The sequence below is a fragment of the Microbacterium aurantiacum genome, assembly GCF_040532595.1.
GTDB classification, from domain to species: domain Bacteria; phylum Actinomycetota; class Actinomycetes; order Actinomycetales; family Microbacteriaceae; genus Microbacterium; species Microbacterium chocolatum_B.
Genome location: NZ_JBEVYX010000001.1, coordinates 1,097,131 through 1,112,734 on the forward strand (window position 1 = coordinate 1,097,131; position 15,604 = coordinate 1,112,734).

The window sequence follows — 15,604 nt, forward strand, 5'->3', positions numbered from 1 at the left end:
GGCACTACCGTGGAGCCATGGGCCAGATCACGGTGCGCGACATCACCCCCGACGACGCCGGTGAGGCGCTGACCCTCCAACGCGCCGCGTTCGTGCAGGAGGCGCTGATCTACCGCTCGGTCGATATGCCGCCGCTGACGCAGACCCTCGAGGAGCTGCGCGCGGAGCTGGAGGAGAACCTGGGCTGCGTCGCCCTCGACGGGCCTCGCATGGTGGGGGTCGTCCGCGCCCGCCGGGACGGCGATCTCCTCCTCATCGGCCGGATCGCGATCGCCCCCGACCAGCAGGGCCGCGGGATCGGCACGACCCTGCTCGACGCCGTCGAGACCCGTGGTCGCGCGGCCGGCGCCACGGAGGCCGAGCTCTTCACCGGCTCGCTCAGCGAGGCCAACCTGCGCCTGTACGAGCGGGAGGGCTACGTCGAGACCCAGCGCGTGCCGGGAGACGACGGCATCGAGCAGGTGTTCCTCCGGAAGCGCCTGACGGACTGACATGGATGCCGCCTCCCGCCGCGAACTCGACGCCCTGCGTCGGCGCGCGTGGGGCGCGGGCGGCGGCCTCGACGACGACCCCGTCGCTCAGGCGCGGCTGATCGAGCTCGAGACGCGCAGTCGCGTGGAGCGCGGGGCTGCACACGAGACCTCGCCTCGCGAGGAGGCCCCCGCTTCGAGGCGACCGGAGCCACGAGCGACCGAGCCGCGTACACTCGCGGCCCGTGAATCCGAGCCGGGCGAGCCGTGGCGACAGGAGCCGGGGCCGGATGCCCAGCCACCCCCGCCGGAGCGCACGACCGGCCACCCCGCGCGCCTCGCCGCGGCCCTCGTCGGCGGCGCCGCGGCCGTGACCCTGTCGGCGCTGTTCCTCGCCCCGCTCCTCGGCGAGACGCTCCCCGGTGCCGACCACACCGAGTTGCGCGCGATCGAGGACGCCGCCCGCGACGCGGACGCGTTCCTCGGCGCTCCCGCCGCCACCACACTGTTCACCGTTCCCCTCGACGGCCGGTTGAGCGACATCACCGGCAACACCGCCACTTTGATTCCGCCCGCACTGCCCGGAGACCGCGGCAGCGAATGGATCACCCCCGCGGGTCGCTACTACTCCGGACAGCTCTGGCGGGCCCGCGCCGACACCGACGAGCTTTGCCTCGTCGTCGAACTCGCAGCCGGCACACGCGGCACCTGCCTGCCGGAGGAAGCGCATCGGCGGGATGCGCTGCTCGTCGTGATCCCGGCGTCCGACATCCCCGTCGACGCCCGCCCCGAGGGGATGACCGAGACGGATGCGGTCGGCTTCTGGTGGCGCGCCGACGACAACGTCGAGGTCGTGCTCGCACCGCTCTCCGCGGCGACGCCGTAGCGCGCATCACCGGAGCAGCGAGGCAGTAGCCTGCTCCCGTGGTGCCCCTGGAGAACCTCCTCGCGTTCACGCTCGCCGCCCTCGTGCTCATCGTCATCCCCGGCCCGAGCGTGCTCTTCACGATCGGTCGCGCCCTGGCGCTCGGACGCATCGGCGGCCTGCTGAGCGTCCTCGGGAACGCCCTCGGCCTCCTGCCGATCATCGGCCTGGTGGCGCTGGGCGTGGGCGGGATCGTCGCACGCTCGGCGATCCTCTTCACCGCCGTGAAGATCGTCGGGGCGCTCTACCTGGCCTATCTCGGCATCCAGGCGATCCGTCATCGGAACCGCGCCGCCGGCGGCGCGGACACCACCCCGGCTGCGGGATCGGCGTGGCGTCAGCTGGGCGCCGGCTTCGTCGTCGGGGTCACGAACCCGAAGAGCATCGCGTTCTTCGTCGCCGTGCTCCCCCAGTTCGTCGACCTGGAGGCCGGAGCCGTTCCCCTCCAGATGATCGAGCTCGGCCTGGTGTTCTTCGCGCTCGCCCTTATCTCCGACGGCGCGTGGGCCCTCGCGGCCGCCGCGGCCCGCACCTGGTTCGGTCGCTCACCGAAGCGGCTGGCGACCCTCTCCGCCACCGGCGGGGGCATGATGATCGGCCTCGGCGGGGTCCTGCTCTTCAGCGGGTCGACCCACTGAGCCGGCGATGGCCGCGCGCGCGGGAATGACGGTCCGGCATAATCGCGGCGTGGCGGAGCTCATGACGATCGGCGACTTCTCGCGCGCGGTGCGGCTGAGCGCCAAGGCACTGCGGCTCTACCACGAGACGGATCTGCTGGTGCCTGCGGTGATCGACGAGCGCACCGGCTACCGCTGGTACGCGCCGGACCAGATCGCGGACGCGCGGATCGTCCGGACGCTCCGCGATCTCGAAGTACCCCTCGACACCGTGCGCCGGATCACCGCGGCACGAGACGTCGACGCACGCGCGGAGCTCATGCGCGACCACCTTGCGGCGATGGAGCAGAAGCTCGCCGAGACCCGGCGATCGGTGGAGAGCCTGAGGGCACTCCTGGAGCCCCCGCAGTCGTCTGCGACGGTCACGTACCGCAGTGTCCCTGAGACGACGGTCGTCGCCGTGGAGGCCACGATCGCCCGCTCCGCGCTCAGCGGCTGGTTCCGTTCGTCGATCGCGTCGCTGCAGCAGATCGCCCGGAAGAGCGATCCCGCCACCATCGGCGCGTTCGGCGGAGTGTGGTCCGATGAGCTGTTCTCCGACGAGTACGGCTCCGCCACGGTGTTCCTGACGGTCGGCCCGGGCTTCGACCAGAGCGTCCTGTCCGAGGATGCACGCGTCATCACCCTGCCCGCCGTCGAGCTGGCCGTCGCCGTCCACGACGGTGCGGACGAGGGCGTCCCCGCGGTCTACGCCGCGATCGGCGAACACGTCGCGCGACACGAGATGGCCACGGCCGGACCCGTGCGCGAGACGTACCTCTCCGGCTTCCCCGGCATCGACGATCGATCCATTACGGAGATCGGCTGGCCGGTGTTCCGTCTTTCTCGTTGACCTTCCCCCGGGGGGAAGGATCACGCTGTCTGTCATGACACGACTCGATGACCCCGCACCCTTCGAAGCCGCCGCGATTCCGCCGGCTGTCGCGCTCTACCTGCACGCCACGATCGACCTCGGCGACCGGGCGGGCGCGCTCGCCGCCTTCGCCGACACCGCCGCCGTCACGGACGAAGGCGAGACGTACGTGGGGACCGATGCGATCCGCGGGTGGCTCACCACCGCCGCTTCCGAGTACACCTACACGACGACGCTCCGCGGCCAGCGCTCCGGTGACGACGGACGGTGGGACGTCTTCGCACGCCTGGAAGGCGACTTTCCGGGAGGCGTCGCCGACCTGGTCTTCCGGTTCACGGTCCGCGACGGCGCGATCACCGAACTGATCATCGCTCCCTGACCGTCACACCACGGAGAGACCGTCCCTCACGAGGCCCTGAGCCGCTCCTTCTCCCACCGGGCACGGCGGGCCGCCTGCTCGCGCGGGTCCGGGACGGGGACGGCGGCGAGCAGCGTCCGCGTATAGGTGTCGGTGGGCGCGGTGAGGACCGCGCGTCGCTCACCCTCCTCGACGATGCGGCCGCGGTGGAGCACGACGACCCGATCGCACAGCTCGTCGACGACGGCCAGATCGTGGCTGATGAACAGGCACGCGAAGCGCAGGTCCCGCTGCAGGTCGCGCAGAAGCTCCAGGACGGTCGCCTGGACGGACACATCGAGTGCGCTCGTGGGCTCGTCGGCGATGAGCAGCCGAGGACGCAGCGCGATCGCGCGCGCGATCGCCACACGCTGCCGCTGGCCGCCCGAGAGCTCGTGCGGGTAGCGCCGCTCCCAGGATGCCGGCAGCTCGACGGCGGCGAGGAGCTCGGTCACCCGGGCGTCGAGCGCGGCGCCCCGCAATCCGCCGTGGGCGCGCAGAGGCTCGGCGATCGAGGCCCCGACGCTCATGCGCGGATCGAGGGCGGCGAGGGAGTTCTGGAACACGAACCCGACCGCCCCCTTCACGCGTCGCGCCGCCCGACCGCGAGCGCGGGCGAGATCGACGCCGTCGACGAGGACGCGTCCGGCCGTGATCGGGGTGAGCCCGAGCGCGCATCGGCCGATCGTCGACTTGCCCGATCCCGACTCGCCCACGAGGGCGACGATCTCCCCCTCACCGATCGTCACGGACACGCCGTCGACCGCGGTCACCGCGCGTGCGCCCCGCCCGTAGACCACGCCGAGGTCCTCGATCTGGAGGACCGGGGCTCCCTGCGCCGTCGGAGCCGGGCGGGCCGGAGCGCCGATCCGGGGAACGGCCTCGAGGAGCGTGCGCGTGTAGTCCGCGCGGGGCGCGTCGAACAGCTCCTGCACGGGAGCTGTCTCCTCCACCTGCCCGCGGCGCATCACCACCACACGATCGGCGAGGTCGGCGACCACCCCCATGTCGTGCGTGATGAGGAGGATCGCCGCCCCCGTGCGCTTCTGCAGGCGTCGGACGACGTCGAGGATCTCCCTCTGGACGGTCACATCGAGCGCCGTCGTGGGCTCGTCGGCGATGAGGAGCTCCGGATCGCAGGACAGGGCCATGGCGATCATCACGCGCTGAGCCTGCCCGCCGGAGAGCTGGTGTGGGTAGCTCGCCAGCCGCCGCTCCGGCTGATCGATCTCGACCATCTCGAGCAGCTCGACCGCCCGGGCCCGACGCTCCGCGCGGGAGAGCTCCGGCCGGTGGACGCGCAGCGTCTCCTCGATCTGCGATCCGACGGGGAAGACCGGGTCCAGCGCCCCCGCGGGGTCCTGGAAGATGACGGCGACGCGGGATCCGCGGATCCCGTTGCGCTCCCGCTCGCTCATTGACAGGAGTTCCTCGTCATCCAGCCGCGCGGAGCCGGTCACGACCGCGGAGTCGGGGAGGAGGCCGACGAGGCTCAGGGCGGTGACGCTCTTGCCGGACCCCGATTCGCCGACGAGCGCGACGACTTCGCCGCGAGCGACGGCGAAGGACACGCCCTGCACGGCGGGCACGCTCTCCCCGCCGACCCGGAAGTCCACCCGGAGGTCGCGGACCTGGAGGAGCGTATCGGTCATGCCGTCTCGTCCTCGTCCGGAGAGTCGCGGTAGGCCTGCCAGTCCGCGAGCATCTTCCGGTGGTAGCTGGCGAGCCACGTCATGTACCGTCGCGCGGTGTTCAGCCTCGTCCGCGGGTGCTCGGCGCCGTCGGGCAGGGTGTCCAGACCGAATTCGATCGTCGAGGAGATGCGGCTGAGGTAGTCGCGCTCCCCCGCCAGGAAGCTCCCCCAGACATCCTCCTCGGTGCGGAAGTAGTGGCTGCGGTCCCCCGGCACGGAGTGGTGCTTGATGAAGCCGAGGTTCATCAGCGCCCGCGTCGACATCGACACCGCCCCGGTGCTGGCCTTCAGGAGGTCGGCGATCTGGGCCGATGAGAGGTACGGACGGTCCACGATGAGCAGGAGGCCCAGCACGCGCCCGTCCATGCGCGGATTGCCGGCGGCACCCCAGGCGTACGCGAAGTCCTCGATGAACGCGCGCGTGGCCTCGTCGAGGTCGGTGAGGGGCAGGTCGGTCACAGCGACATCCTCTCGAGCACGTCGCCCGGCTGCGCGGTCTGCAGAGCCGCGCGGAAGCGGTCGATCGGCCACATCGTCATCCCGCTCCACACGATCGATTCCACCAGACCCGCGTCGTCGCGCGCGACCCGGACCTCTTCGCCCACCGCGCCGAAGCCGGGCTTGGCCTCCAGCCGCAGGATGCCGTCCGTCGCGGTGATCGGCTCCACCAGTCCCGCGGGGTCGGGCGAGCCGGGGTAGAGCCCCACCGTCTGCCCGCCGAGGTCGACGAGGTCGAGCACCGACCACAGGCTCGCGTACCGACCCGTGATGTCGGCGATACGGGCGTCCGCGTCGGCCGTGTCGACCGCCGCACGCAGCAGCCGCAGCGCTCCGGTGGCGAGGGTGTCGGCCGGACCGTCGATCGCGTTGGTGAGCACGCTCACCACGATCCCGGTCTCGGGATCCAGCCAGGTCCGGGTGATGTGCCCGGGGTAGCCGCCGGAGTGGCCGACGAGGTCGTGCCCGTCGATCTCGCGCAGCTCGAACCCCAGCCCGTAGTGGCGGGTGATCTCACCGATCGGCACCGTGGACTCCCGGCGATGGAGCAGACGCTTGCTCGCGTCGCTCAGAAGGCGGGTGTCGCCCTCGGCGTGGGCGGAGAGGTAGTCCGACACCTCGGCGGCGGTGGAGTACCACCCGGTGGCGGCGGCCATCGCCCGGGTGTCGACGTGGGTGATGCGGCGCCGACGGTCGTCCGCCGCGATGAGACCGGTGTGTCCGGCCGCGTAGTCGTCCGCGCGGGCGGCATCCCACTCCGCTCCGGTGCGGGTCAGCCCGAGCGGCGCGACGATCCGCTGGTCGGTGTAGTCGCGGTAGCTGCGACCGGATGCCGCCTCGATGACCAGCCCCAGGAGCGAGTAGCCGATGTTGGAGTACTTGAAGTACTCGTTCGCCCCGGCGATCCGCCCCTCCTCGCGGCAGATCCTGAGAAGTCGTTCGCGATCCGGGAAGTCCGCGCCCCGCTGCCAGTAGTCGGCGTCGACACCGTCACGGATGACGCCCGCCTGGTGTCCGAGGAGCTCGCGCACCGACACCGCCGACAGGGGCGTGTCGGCGAGCTCCGGGATCCACTGCACCACCGGATCGTCCAGCCGCAGCGCGCCGTCCTCCACCAGCTGCATGACGGCCGTGGCGGTGAAGGTCTTCGAGTGCGACGCGATGCGGAAGAGGGACTCGCTCGTCACGGGCGCACCCGTCTCGACGTCAGACACCCCCCAGGCGAAGTCGAGCACGAGCTCGCCGCGCAGACGGATGGCGGCCTGGATGCCGGGCACCGCACGCTGGGCTCCCTGAAAGGCCCACCAGGTGGCGATGTAGTCGGCCGCGCGCGCGACGGCGTCGCGCACGGAGGGGGAGGGGTCGGTCACGAGGTGCGTCCTTTCGGATCCAGGGCATCGCGGAGGATGTCTCCGAGGGTGATGAGCGCGAGCACCGTCACGCTGAGGAAGAGGGCGGGGAACAGCAGCATGTGCGGCGATCCCGCGAAGTACGACTGGGCGTTCGCCAGCTGCAGGCCCCACGAGATCGACGGCGACCGGAGACCGACGCCGAGGAAGGTGAGGGTCGCCTCCGCGACGATGACGCTGCCCACCATCGTCGCGGTGATCGCCAGCACCGGGCCGATCGCGTTGGGCAGCACGTGTCGCCACAGGATGCCGGCATCCCCGATCCCGAGGGCGCGGGCCGCCTGGACGTAGTCGGTGGGACGGACCGCGCGCACCGACCCGCGGACGAGCCGCGCGAGGGTCGGCCAGCTGAAGGCGGCCAGCACCAGTGCCACCACGGCCGGCGTCGGGGTTCCAACACTGTTGAGCACGATGATGGCGCCGAGGATGAAGGGGAAGCCGAGGAAGATGTCGGTCAGGCGCGAGACGACCGTGTCGGCGATCCCGCCGTAGTAGCCCGCGATCGTGCCGACGACCATCGCGACCGACAGCGCCAGCGCGGTCGTGACGAGTCCGATGAACAGCGAGCTGCTCGTGCCGTAGATGACGTTGGCGTAGATGTCGCAGCCCTGCAGATCGGTGCCGAAGACGTGTTCCGGGCTCGGCGGCTGCGCACTGTCGGCCAGGAAGCAGGCCCGCGGGTCGGGCTGTCCGAACAGGCCGGCGAACACCTGCGGCACGAGGGCGATCAGCGCGAGGACCGCCAGGAGGACGAGGGAGATCCAGAACAGCGGACGCCGCCGCAGGGCCGGCCAGACCCCGCGGCGCGCGGTGACCTCGGGCAGGTGCGTGATGGACACGGCGGTCTCAGTCATGGCGGATCCTCGGATCGAGGGCGGAGTTGATGATGTCCACGAGGACGTTCAGCGCAAGGAAGATGAGGATGAGGGTGGTCGCCACGCCCACCACCGTCGGTCCCTCCTGCGTGCGGATCGCCGAGAAGAGCAGCTGACCGATCCCCGGAAGGTTGAAGATGCCCTCGATCACCACGGCGCCCCCGAGCAGGAACCCCAGGTCGATCGCGACGAAGGTCAGCACGGGCGCGACCGAGTTCCGCGTCACGTGCACCCCCACGATGCGCGAGCGCGGGATCCCCTTCGCCCGGAGCGTCCGGACGAAGTCCGACTCCATCGAGTCGATGACGCTCCCGCGCATCAGTCGCGCGATGGAGGCGAGACCGAACACCGCGATCACGAGGGCCGGCAGGAGGTAGGCGACCGGCCACCCGGCATCCGTCCCCGCGATCGGCGCCCACCCGAGCTGCAGACCGAACACCAGCTGCACGGTGACACCGACGACGAAGATCGGGATGGAGGTGGCCAGGATCGTGCCGAAGAGGATGGTCCGGTCGATGGCGGTGTCTTTCCGCAGGCCCGCCCACAGGCCGAGCAGCACCCCGAGGACGACCTCGATCACCCAGGCGGTGAGGGCCAGCGTGATCGTCACCGGCCACCGTGAGGCCATGCGCTCGGCGACGGGGCGGCCGTCGAACGCGGTCCCGAGATCGCCGGTGAACAGGCCGCCGAGGTAGCGGAGGTACTGCTGCCACAGGGGTTCGTCGAGGTGGAACCGCTCGCGAAGCTCCGCCACGACGTTCGGCGGCAGCGGCCGGTCGCCGCCCAGCGCCGCGATCGGGTCGCCCGGGAGCGCCCACACCGCGGCGTAGATCAGGAAGGTGACCCCGAGAAAGACGATCGCGAGCTCGCCGACCCGCCCCGCCACGACCCGCGCGACCCTCATGCGAGCCGCTCCGTCTCGCGGGACACGGTCACGAGCAGCGCGCCGAGCTGAACGGCGACGAGCCGCTCGGTCGGAAGCGGACGGATGCCGGGGCGCGCCGCGAGCGCGTCCATCCACCCCGCGAACCGGTCCTCCACCTCCGCGGCGAGGGCGCGCACCGCGGGGTCCGCGTCCGGCGTCGCCGCCTCGGCGTGCAGGGCGCGACGGAGGATCCCCCCGAAGCGCAGGCGGAACATCGTCACGACCTCCTCGTTGCCGAAGACCTCCGCGACGGTCGCCTCGCGGCGGTGGGCGGGATCCGACGCGCGCACCGCCTCGGCGGCGCCCAGCGCACCCATCACCGGGACGAAGGCGTCCGTCGCCCGACGGAAGGGGGTGTCGGCGCGGAGGTACGGCGCGGCTCGATTCCACAGACCGTCGAGATCGTCGTGGAGGTCGGTGAGCGCGGCGGCCTTGGCGACGAGGACGTCGCCGTAGTCCCGGCCCGATCCGCGCTCGTCCGCGGCATCCGGATGCGTCCAGTACGGCAGCTCGGCGACGACGGTGAGGGTGCCGTGGGGCTCGAGGTAGTCGGCGGTGCCCGCGCCTCCGGTCTCGGTGGACGGGTCGATCCCGAGGCCGCGCAGGTAGTCGTGGCGCTCCCGCGTGAGGGGTGCGCGGAAGACGCCCGGCCCGAGGCGATCGAGCTCCGCCGATTCCGGCTCGCCGACGTCGAGGAAGAGCCCGAGCTGGGCGGGGAGGGCGCCGAGGTCGGCGACGAGGTCCGGCTCGTCGCGGTTCAGGTAGTAGTAGACGCCGCCGAGCTCGGCGTTGTGCAGACCCATGAAGACGTCGGGACGCACCTCGTCGAGCAGCGCCATCAGGGCCCGGGTCTCGGGGATCGGGGCGTCGAAGCGGACGCCCTCATGCTCGAAGGGGAAGGACCATTCCACCTGCTCCGCCGGTGCCGGGCGGTAGAAGCCCCGGAAGTACGACCCGCGGTCGGCGGGTGCGGCGAACCACGACTCGTTCAGGCGTGCGCCGTCCGGATCGATGCACGGGACGATGTGCCAGGTCGCGTCGGGAAGCGCGGGATCCCGCTCCGCGAGGAGGCCGAGCAGGACCAGGACGGAGTGGAAGCCGATCGGTTCATTGGGGTGGACGCCGCCCACCACGACGACGCGGGTCGCTCCGGCGCCGACCGTGTAGGCGGGGATCTCGGCGCCGCTGCGGGCGCGTCCGATGACGTGCCGGGTCGCGCCGATGCGGTCGGCGAGGTCGTCGGCCCGCTGGAGCAGGTCGTCGACACCGGGGAAGGTGTCGATCGGGGGGATCGTCGCCAACGTCGGAAGAGCGCGACGGACGTGGGGAGACGCAGGTGACATGGGGCTCGTCATGGTGGGAAGGCCGGGGGTGCGCCGCCGGGGGGAAGGGCGCACCCCCGGGAGGGTCAGTCCGCCAGACCGATCAGCCGGTAGGTCGGGTTCCCGACCGGCGAGCTCGGCAGGTCGGAGACCCGGTCGGAGGTGACGTAGGAGTACGTCTCGAAGAACAGCGGCACGGCGGGGAAGTTCGCCTGGATGATCTCCTGGACATCGGCGTACGCGCTGCCGTCTCCGGAGAGGTCGGCATCGGCGGCCGCCATCGCCTCGGCGATCTCGGGGGTGTAGTACGGGATGCAGTTCGCGCACCCGCCGCCCTCGATGAAGAACACCCGCAGCGTCGCCTGCTGGCTGGGGTACAGCGCACCCCAGCGGGAGAAGAACGGACCGGAGACGTTCGCCTCCGTGCGGTTCTGCAGGAACTCCGCCCAGTCGGCGCTGGGACGGATCGTCGCGTCGATGCCGAGGTTCTGGCGCAGCTGGTTCGCGATCGCCTCGTAGAGCGGGTCGAGTCCGCCGCCGCCCGGGAAGTAGATCTCCAGCGGGCCCTCGAAACCACCCGCCTCCTCAAGGAGCGCCTGGGCGGCCTCGGGGTCGTACTCGCAGAACTCGCCGCAGATGCCGGCGGGCGTGCCCGGCTCGATCGCCGGCGTCCACGCGGTCGCCGGGGTGTAGGTGTCGCCGTAGATGACGGTGCTGATCGTCTCGCGGTCGATCGCCATCGAGATGGCCTGTCGGACGCGGATGTCGTCGTACTGCTCGTTCCACAGCGGCAGCCCCAGGAACGAGATGCCGGGCGCCTCGAACGAGTAGAGCCGGTCGCCGAAGTCGGCTCCCGCCTGCGTCAGCTTGGATGCCGGGACACCCGCGACGTCGAGGTTGCCGGCCTGGACGTCCAGGTAGGCCGTCTCGGAGTCGGTGTAGGGGACGAAGGTGATCTGGTCGACCGTGGGCGCCTCGCCCGGGTAGTCCTCCCAGGCCTCCAGGACGATCGGCTCGTTCTCGACGTACTGCTCGGTGAACGCGAACGGGCCGTTGCCGACGGGGAAGGAGTTGTACGCGTCGAAATCCTCGAACGCCGATTCCGGCATCGGGAACATCGCGGTCTGGGCCTGGGTGACCTGAAGGGGGAACTGCCCGTCGGGGCCGGAGAGCTCCACCGTGAAGGTGAGGTCGTCGAGCACCGTGAGGCCCGACATCTCGGTGGTGGTGGGCTCGCCCTCGGCGGGGTTCAGGTCGGAGAACCCGACGATGTTGGCGAGCTGTCCGGAGTTCTCGAACGCGTTCGGACCGTAGGCCACAGCGTTCCAGCTGTCCACGTAGCTCTGCGCGGTCACCGGCGTGCCGTCCTGGAACGTCCAGCCGTCACGGAGCGTGATCGTCCAGGTGACGGCATCCTCGGACTCGATCGACTCGGCCTGGACCATGTCGAGCGCGCCGTCGGACTGCAGGAAGGCCAGCGGCGCCCAGACGGCCATGTTGACGTCGAACGCGACCGACTGACGCCCGGGGATGATCAGCTGCGGGTCGGTCGAGGCGACACGGATCGCCAGGGTGTCGTCGGCGGCGTCAGGGGTGCTGGACGCGGAGCAGGCGGAGAGCGTCAGCGCGGTCGCGGCGAGGGCGGCGACCAGGATCCTTTTCCTCATGGGGTCCTCTCGGGTGTGACGCGGCGGCACGGTCCGGGGGGAAACCGTGGCGCCGCGTGGACCCGAGCGTAGGGCCTGATCTCTCAGAACTTTCAGTACGAAATGAAAGCTTAACGATCACGAAATGCGCGCCGCGATATCCACGGCGCGCATCTCACGGGCCCGCGCTCAGAGGAAGATGTCAGGGAACATCGCGTCGTCGGGAGTTCCGGGGACGGCGGCGTATCGCGAGAAGTCGGTGACGCCCGCCTCTTCGAGCACGTCCTCGACGATGAGCGTCCGGCCGGTGCACGACGACGCCGGGCGCGTGACCACCTCGTAGGCGGCATCGGCATAGATCTCCGGCGTGCGACTGACCTTCATCATCCGGTCGCCGCCGAGGGAGAACTGGACGGCGGCCGTCGCGATCGTCGTCCGGGGCCACAGGGTGTTCGCGGCGATGCCGGCGGAGGCGAACTCCGCCCCGATCCCGAGCGTCGCCATCGTCATCCCGTACTTCGCCAGCGTGTAGCCGGTGTGGGCGCCGAGCCACTTCGGAGAGAGGTTCAGCGGCGGCGAGAGCGAGAGGACGTGCGGATTCTCGGCATCCTTCAGCATCGGCAGAGCCGCGCGCGAGAGCAGGAACGTCCCGCGCACGTTGACGTCCTGCATCAGGTCGTACTTCTTCATCGACAGCGCCTCGGTTCCCGACAGGTCGATGACGGAGGCGTTGTTGACGACGACGTCGATGCCCCCGAACTCGCCCTGGGTCATGAGCACGGCCTGGGTCACATCGTCGTCGTTGCGGACGTCGCCGACGATCGGGAGGGCGTTGCCGCCCGCCGCGCGGATCTGCTCGGCAGCGGTGTGCACGGTCCCCTCGAGCTTCGGATGCGGCGTGTCGGTCTTCGCGAGGATCGCGACGTTCGCACCGTCGCGGGCGGCACGCAGCGCGATCGCGAGACCGATGCCGCGGCTGCCACCGGACAGGAGCACGGTCTTGCCGGCGAGGGTCTTCCGATCGGTGGCGGTCGGGGAGGTGTTCTCGGTCATCGGGCGTCCTTTCCGGAGGCGAAGGCCCGGATGCGCGCGGCCGCCTCCGGGGTGTCGAATCGTGCGCCGATGGTCGCGGCCTCGTCGGCGAGGTTGGCGGCGAAGTCGCGCTCCGCCCCCGCACGGACGAGCCGCTTGGCCTGACCGTACGCGCCCATCGCACCCGTCAGCCAGCTCTCGGCGACGGCGAGCGCGCGCGCCGCGACGTCGGCCGACGGGACGACCTCCGTCACGAGCCCCCAGTCGAGGGCCGTGGCCGCGTCGATCGTCACGTCCTGCAGCAGCATCCGCAGGGCCCGGCGCTGACCGATCGCGGCGGGGAGGAGGGTGGAGACCCCGAGGTCGGGGGTGAGGCCTATCTCGGCGTACTTGCTGACGAAGCGCGCACCCTCGGATGCCACGATGTAGTCCGCCGCCAGCATGAGGCCGAGGCCCCCGCCGGCGACCGCCCCCTGCACGGCCGCGACGACGGGCACCGACGATTCCACGAACGCGCGGATGCCGTCGTGGATGACGTGCGCGGTCTCGGTCACCGCCGCGCCGTCGGCGCCGGAGGTGGCCATCTCGCGCACATCGCCGCCGGCGCAGAACGCCGGTCCCGACGCCTCGATGAGGATCGCGCCGACCGTGTCGTCCTCGGTCAGCTCGCGCGCGACGTCGCGCCAGAGGCGCCCCATCGCGAAGCCCATCGCGTTCAGCGACGCCGGCCGGTTGAAGCGCACCCGCGCCAGCGCACCCTCACGCGTGACGACGATGGAGGCGTCGTCCGGGTTCGCGCCCGTGCTCCGCGCGCTCATTTCGGGGCCATCCGGATCGCACCGTCGAGACGGATCGTCTCGCCGTTGAGATACCCGTTGTCGACGATCGCCATGACCAGGCGGGCGTACTCGTCGGGCGAGCCGAGTCGAGCGGGATACGGCACCTGCTGACCGAGGGAGTCCTGCGCCGGCTGCGGGAGCCCCGCAAGCATCGGCGTCTCCATGATGCCGGGGGCGATGGTCATCACCCGGATCGCGTGCCGGGCGAGCTCGCGGGCGATGGGGAGGGTCATCGCGTGGACGCCGCCCTTGCTGGCAGCGTATGCGGGCTGACCGATCTGACCGTCGAAGGCGGCGACGCTCGCGGTGCTGATGATGACGCCGCGATCGCCGGAGTCGTCCGGCACGGTACGGGCCATCGCGGCGGCACCGTGCGCGATGACGGTGTAGGTGCCGAGGAGGTTGACGCGGACGAGGCGCTCGAAGTCGGCGATCGGGGTGGGGACGCCGTCTCGATCGAGGACCTTCGCGGGCGGGGCGATCCCCGCGCAGTTGACGACGACGCGCAGCGGGCCGGCTTCGCCCGCGTGCGCCACGGCGGCCGCGACCTGCTCCGGATCGGTGACGTCGGCCGCGGCGAAGGATGCGCCGATCTCCGCCGCGACGGCGGTGCCCGCAGACCCCGGGAGGTCGACGAGGGTGACGGCGGCGCCCGCAGCGATGAGGCGTCGGGCCGTCGCAAGGCCCAGGCCGCTGGCACCGCCGGTGACCAGGGCGGCGGCGGAGGTGAGGTCCATCCGTTCTCCTTCGAACTGCGCCCGGAGGCGTCGACATCACATGTCAGCTTAGGCGGGACTGCGTCTCACGAGGAATCGGGGTCGCCCGCGGCGCCGTCCGGTGCCAGGATGGCGGCATGGCCGAGCCCCATCCGCTCATGTTCGACCCGGATGACCCTTCCCTCGCGCGGGTGCGCGAGATCGCGCTCGCCCTCCCCGGTGCCGCCGAGAAGGTGAGCCACGGCCGGCCCGCCTTCTTCACCGTGAAGGTCTTCTGCTACTACGGGGGCGCGGCGAAGGCCGACATGGCCCGTCGCCACGACGAGGCGGTCCTGTTCCTCCCCGACCCGGACGACGCGGCCGCGCTGGCGCAGGACCCCCGCGTCTGGGTCCCCGCCTATCTCGGACCGAGCGGCTGGCTCGCGATCGACCTGGCGGATGCCGAGCCCGGCGAGATCGGCGAACTCCTCGACGCGTCGTTCCGCCGTACGGCGCCGGCGCGGCTCGTCCGCGAACTCGACGCGAGGACCGCCTGACGAGGCGGGATCAGCCGGGACCGAGGATGAAGTTCCACGTCCCGGCGGCGAGTGCCGCGGCGACCGCGACGACGGCGACCCCCGCCCCTACGGCGATGAGCGCCCACTCGCGCGCGCCGAACCTCGAGATGCGTGCCCACGTCCGCGGTCCCGGAGCGCCGAAGCCGCGGGCCTCCATCGCGGTGGCGAGCTTCGCGCCGCGGCGGATCGACAGCACGAGGAGCGCGAACGCCATGCCGAGGAAGCGGCGGAGCCTCCCCCGGTCGGCCACGCCGCGCGCACGGCGGGCCAGCTCGAGGGCGCGCCAGTCGTCGAGGAAGAGGCCGACCATCCGCAGGCCCGCGAGCGCGCCGAGCACGAATCGCGCCGGAAGCCGCCAGATCTGCGACAGCCCGTCGGCGAGGTCGGTGGGGTCGACGCTCGCGAAGAGCACGACCGAGGGCAGGGCGATGGCGAGCACGCGCAGCGTCGTCGCGAGGGCGAGCTCGAGCGAACCGTCGCTGACGCGGACCGCGAGCCACTCGACGTAGACCTGACCGCTCGTCCGCCCGTACAGCGCGATCGTCACTCCCGTGAGCGGTGCGAGGGCCCACACGAGCCACGTCCGCCGCCAGAACTCCCCCCACCGGAGCCCCGCCCAGGGCATCAGCAGCAGCTCGACGAGGAGGGCCGCGCCCGCCGAGACGACGTCGAGCGTCAGCACGAGCGGAACGGTGAGCACCATCGTCGCGGCGAGCTTGGCCACGGGGTTCACTCCCGCCATCGCGCTCGTGCGCGCGCGGTCCGGCGCC

Annotated in this window: 17 protein-coding genes; 6 read left to right on the plus strand and 11 right to left on the minus strand. The window is 71.6% G+C overall.

Annotated features, from left to right (window positions below):
- The first annotated feature begins 17 nt into the window (after nucleotides 1–17).
- From ABXJ56_RS05190 to ABXJ56_RS05210, 5 genes are read left to right on the plus strand one after another with little or no spacing between them, the layout of a single operon-like run.
- Nucleotides 18–491, plus strand: coding sequence for a GNAT family N-acetyltransferase (locus ABXJ56_RS05190; RefSeq protein ID WP_353998652.1), 474 nt, complete (start codon nucleotides 18–20; stop codon nucleotides 489–491).
- 1 nt (nucleotide 492) lies between these two features.
- Nucleotides 493–1,356: a hypothetical protein gene (locus tag ABXJ56_RS05195; protein ID WP_353998653.1), complete on the plus strand. Its 864-nt coding sequence runs from the start codon at nucleotides 493–495 to the stop codon at nucleotides 1,354–1,356.
- Nucleotides 1,357–1,394: 38 nt separating this feature from the next.
- The gene (locus ABXJ56_RS05200; RefSeq protein WP_353998654.1) at nucleotides 1,395–2,033 is read left to right on the plus strand and encodes a LysE family translocator; all 639 of its coding nucleotides are present in this window, start codon (nucleotides 1,395–1,397) and stop codon (nucleotides 2,031–2,033) included.
- Nucleotides 2,034–2,082: 49 nt separating this feature from the next.
- Nucleotides 2,083–2,904, plus strand: a complete 822-nt coding sequence (locus ABXJ56_RS05205; protein ID WP_353998655.1) for a MerR family transcriptional regulator — start codon at nucleotides 2,083–2,085, stop codon at nucleotides 2,902–2,904.
- Nucleotides 2,905–2,938: 34 nt separating this feature from the next.
- Entirely contained in the window at nucleotides 2,939–3,304 is a 366-nt protein-coding gene (locus ABXJ56_RS05210) for a hypothetical protein (protein WP_353998656.1), read from the plus strand.
- 26 nt (nucleotides 3,305–3,330) lie between these two features.
- Here the strand turns inward: ABXJ56_RS05210 and ABXJ56_RS05215 are convergent, their stop codons facing one another.
- The 10 genes from ABXJ56_RS05215 to ABXJ56_RS05260 all read right to left on the minus strand — a co-directional run bounded on the left by ABXJ56_RS05215 (nucleotide 3,331) and on the right by ABXJ56_RS05260 (nucleotide 14,298).
- Nucleotides 3,331–4,974 (minus strand): ABC transporter ATP-binding protein, encoded by a 1,644-nt coding sequence (locus ABXJ56_RS05215; protein ID WP_353998657.1) that lies wholly within the window; start codon nucleotides 4,972–4,974, stop codon nucleotides 3,331–3,333.
- Nucleotides 4,971–5,474 carry a GbsR/MarR family transcriptional regulator gene (locus ABXJ56_RS05220; RefSeq protein ID WP_353998658.1) on the minus strand — a complete coding sequence of 168 codons (504 nt, stop codon included), beginning with the start codon at nucleotides 5,472–5,474 and terminating at the stop codon, nucleotides 4,971–4,973. The genes ABXJ56_RS05215 and ABXJ56_RS05220 overlap by 4 nt, the downstream gene beginning before the upstream one ends.
- Entirely contained in the window at nucleotides 5,471–6,883 is a 1,413-nt protein-coding gene (locus ABXJ56_RS05225; RefSeq protein ID WP_353998659.1) for a serine hydrolase domain-containing protein, read from the minus strand. The genes ABXJ56_RS05220 and ABXJ56_RS05225 overlap by 4 nt, the downstream gene beginning before the upstream one ends.
- On the minus strand, nucleotides 6,880–7,776 hold the full coding sequence (locus tag ABXJ56_RS05230; protein ID WP_353998660.1) for an ABC transporter permease: 897 nt from the start codon (nucleotides 7,774–7,776) through the stop codon (nucleotides 6,880–6,882). Before ABXJ56_RS05230 ends, ABXJ56_RS05225 begins: the two co-directional genes overlap by 4 nt.
- On the minus strand, nucleotides 7,769–8,701 hold the full coding sequence (locus ABXJ56_RS05235; RefSeq protein ID WP_353998661.1) for an ABC transporter permease: 933 nt from the start codon (nucleotides 8,699–8,701) through the stop codon (nucleotides 7,769–7,771). Before ABXJ56_RS05235 ends, ABXJ56_RS05230 begins: the two co-directional genes overlap by 8 nt.
- Entirely contained in the window at nucleotides 8,698–10,065 is a 1,368-nt protein-coding gene (locus ABXJ56_RS05240) for a M14 family zinc carboxypeptidase (RefSeq protein WP_353998662.1), read from the minus strand. The genes ABXJ56_RS05235 and ABXJ56_RS05240 overlap by 4 nt, the downstream gene beginning before the upstream one ends.
- A 65-nt stretch (nucleotides 10,066–10,130) precedes the next feature.
- Complete coding sequence (locus tag ABXJ56_RS05245) at nucleotides 10,131–11,711, minus strand: peptide ABC transporter substrate-binding protein (protein ID WP_353998663.1); 1,581 nt, start codon at nucleotides 11,709–11,711, stop codon at nucleotides 10,131–10,133.
- Between the two features lie 168 nt (nucleotides 11,712–11,879).
- On the minus strand, nucleotides 11,880–12,743 hold the full coding sequence (locus ABXJ56_RS05250; RefSeq protein ID WP_353998664.1) for an SDR family oxidoreductase: 864 nt from the start codon (nucleotides 12,741–12,743) through the stop codon (nucleotides 11,880–11,882).
- Nucleotides 12,740–13,540 (minus strand): enoyl-CoA hydratase/isomerase family protein, encoded by an 801-nt coding sequence (locus ABXJ56_RS05255; protein WP_353998665.1) that lies wholly within the window; start codon nucleotides 13,538–13,540, stop codon nucleotides 12,740–12,742. Before ABXJ56_RS05255 ends, ABXJ56_RS05250 begins: the two co-directional genes overlap by 4 nt.
- Nucleotides 13,537–14,298, minus strand: a complete 762-nt coding sequence (locus tag ABXJ56_RS05260; protein ID WP_353998666.1) for an SDR family NAD(P)-dependent oxidoreductase — start codon at nucleotides 14,296–14,298, stop codon at nucleotides 13,537–13,539. Before ABXJ56_RS05260 ends, ABXJ56_RS05255 begins: the two co-directional genes overlap by 4 nt.
- A 116-nt stretch (nucleotides 14,299–14,414) precedes the next feature.
- On the opposite strand from ABXJ56_RS05260, the gene ABXJ56_RS05265 reads away from it, so the two are divergent.
- A complete protein-coding gene (locus ABXJ56_RS05265; RefSeq protein ID WP_301134006.1) occupies nucleotides 14,415–14,813 on the plus strand; it encodes an MmcQ/YjbR family DNA-binding protein in 399 nt (132 codons plus the stop codon).
- A gap of 10 nt (nucleotides 14,814–14,823) precedes the next feature.
- Here ABXJ56_RS05265 and ABXJ56_RS05270 read toward each other — a convergent pair whose 3' ends face one another.
- Nucleotides 14,824–15,576: an energy-coupling factor transporter transmembrane component T family protein gene (locus ABXJ56_RS05270; RefSeq protein ID WP_301134015.1), complete on the minus strand. Its 753-nt coding sequence runs from the start codon at nucleotides 15,574–15,576 to the stop codon at nucleotides 14,824–14,826.
- Nucleotides 15,577–15,604: the final 28 nt, after the last annotated feature.

Bases quoted from the DNA above. Each gene is read 5' to 3' on its own strand.
- ABXJ56_RS05240 (WP_353998662.1), bottom strand. From the start codon at position 10,065: ATGTCACCTGCGTCTCCCCACGTCCGTCGCGCTCTTCCGACGTTGGCG.
- ABXJ56_RS05270 (WP_301134015.1), bottom strand. From the start codon at position 15,576: ATGGCGGGAGTGAACCCCGTGGCCAAGCTCGCCGCGACGATGGTGCTC.
- ABXJ56_RS05195 (WP_353998653.1), top strand. From the start codon at position 493: ATGGATGCCGCCTCCCGCCGCGAACTCGACGCCCTGCGTCGGCGCGCG.
- ABXJ56_RS05230 (WP_353998660.1), bottom strand. From the start codon at position 7,776: ATGACTGAGACCGCCGTGTCCATCACGCACCTGCCCGAGGTCACCGCG.
- ABXJ56_RS05255 (WP_353998665.1), bottom strand. From the start codon at position 13,540: ATGAGCGCGCGGAGCACGGGCGCGAACCCGGACGACGCCTCCATCGTC.
- ABXJ56_RS05245 (WP_353998663.1), bottom strand. From the start codon at position 11,711: ATGAGGAAAAGGATCCTGGTCGCCGCCCTCGCCGCGACCGCGCTGACG.
- ABXJ56_RS05260 (WP_353998666.1), bottom strand. From the start codon at position 14,298: ATGGACCTCACCTCCGCCGCCGCCCTGGTCACCGGCGGTGCCAGCGGC.
- ABXJ56_RS05250 (WP_353998664.1), bottom strand. From the start codon at position 12,743: ATGACCGAGAACACCTCCCCGACCGCCACCGATCGGAAGACCCTCGCC.
- ABXJ56_RS05265 (WP_301134006.1), top strand. From the start codon at position 14,415: ATGGCCGAGCCCCATCCGCTCATGTTCGACCCGGATGACCCTTCCCTC.
- ABXJ56_RS05235 (WP_353998661.1), bottom strand. From the start codon at position 8,701: ATGAGGGTCGCGCGGGTCGTGGCGGGGCGGGTCGGCGAGCTCGCGATC.
- ABXJ56_RS05215 (WP_353998657.1), bottom strand. From the start codon at position 4,974: ATGACCGATACGCTCCTCCAGGTCCGCGACCTCCGGGTGGACTTCCGG.
- ABXJ56_RS05190 (WP_353998652.1), top strand. From the start codon at position 18: ATGGGCCAGATCACGGTGCGCGACATCACCCCCGACGACGCCGGTGAG.
- ABXJ56_RS05210 (WP_353998656.1), top strand. From the start codon at position 2,939: ATGACACGACTCGATGACCCCGCACCCTTCGAAGCCGCCGCGATTCCG.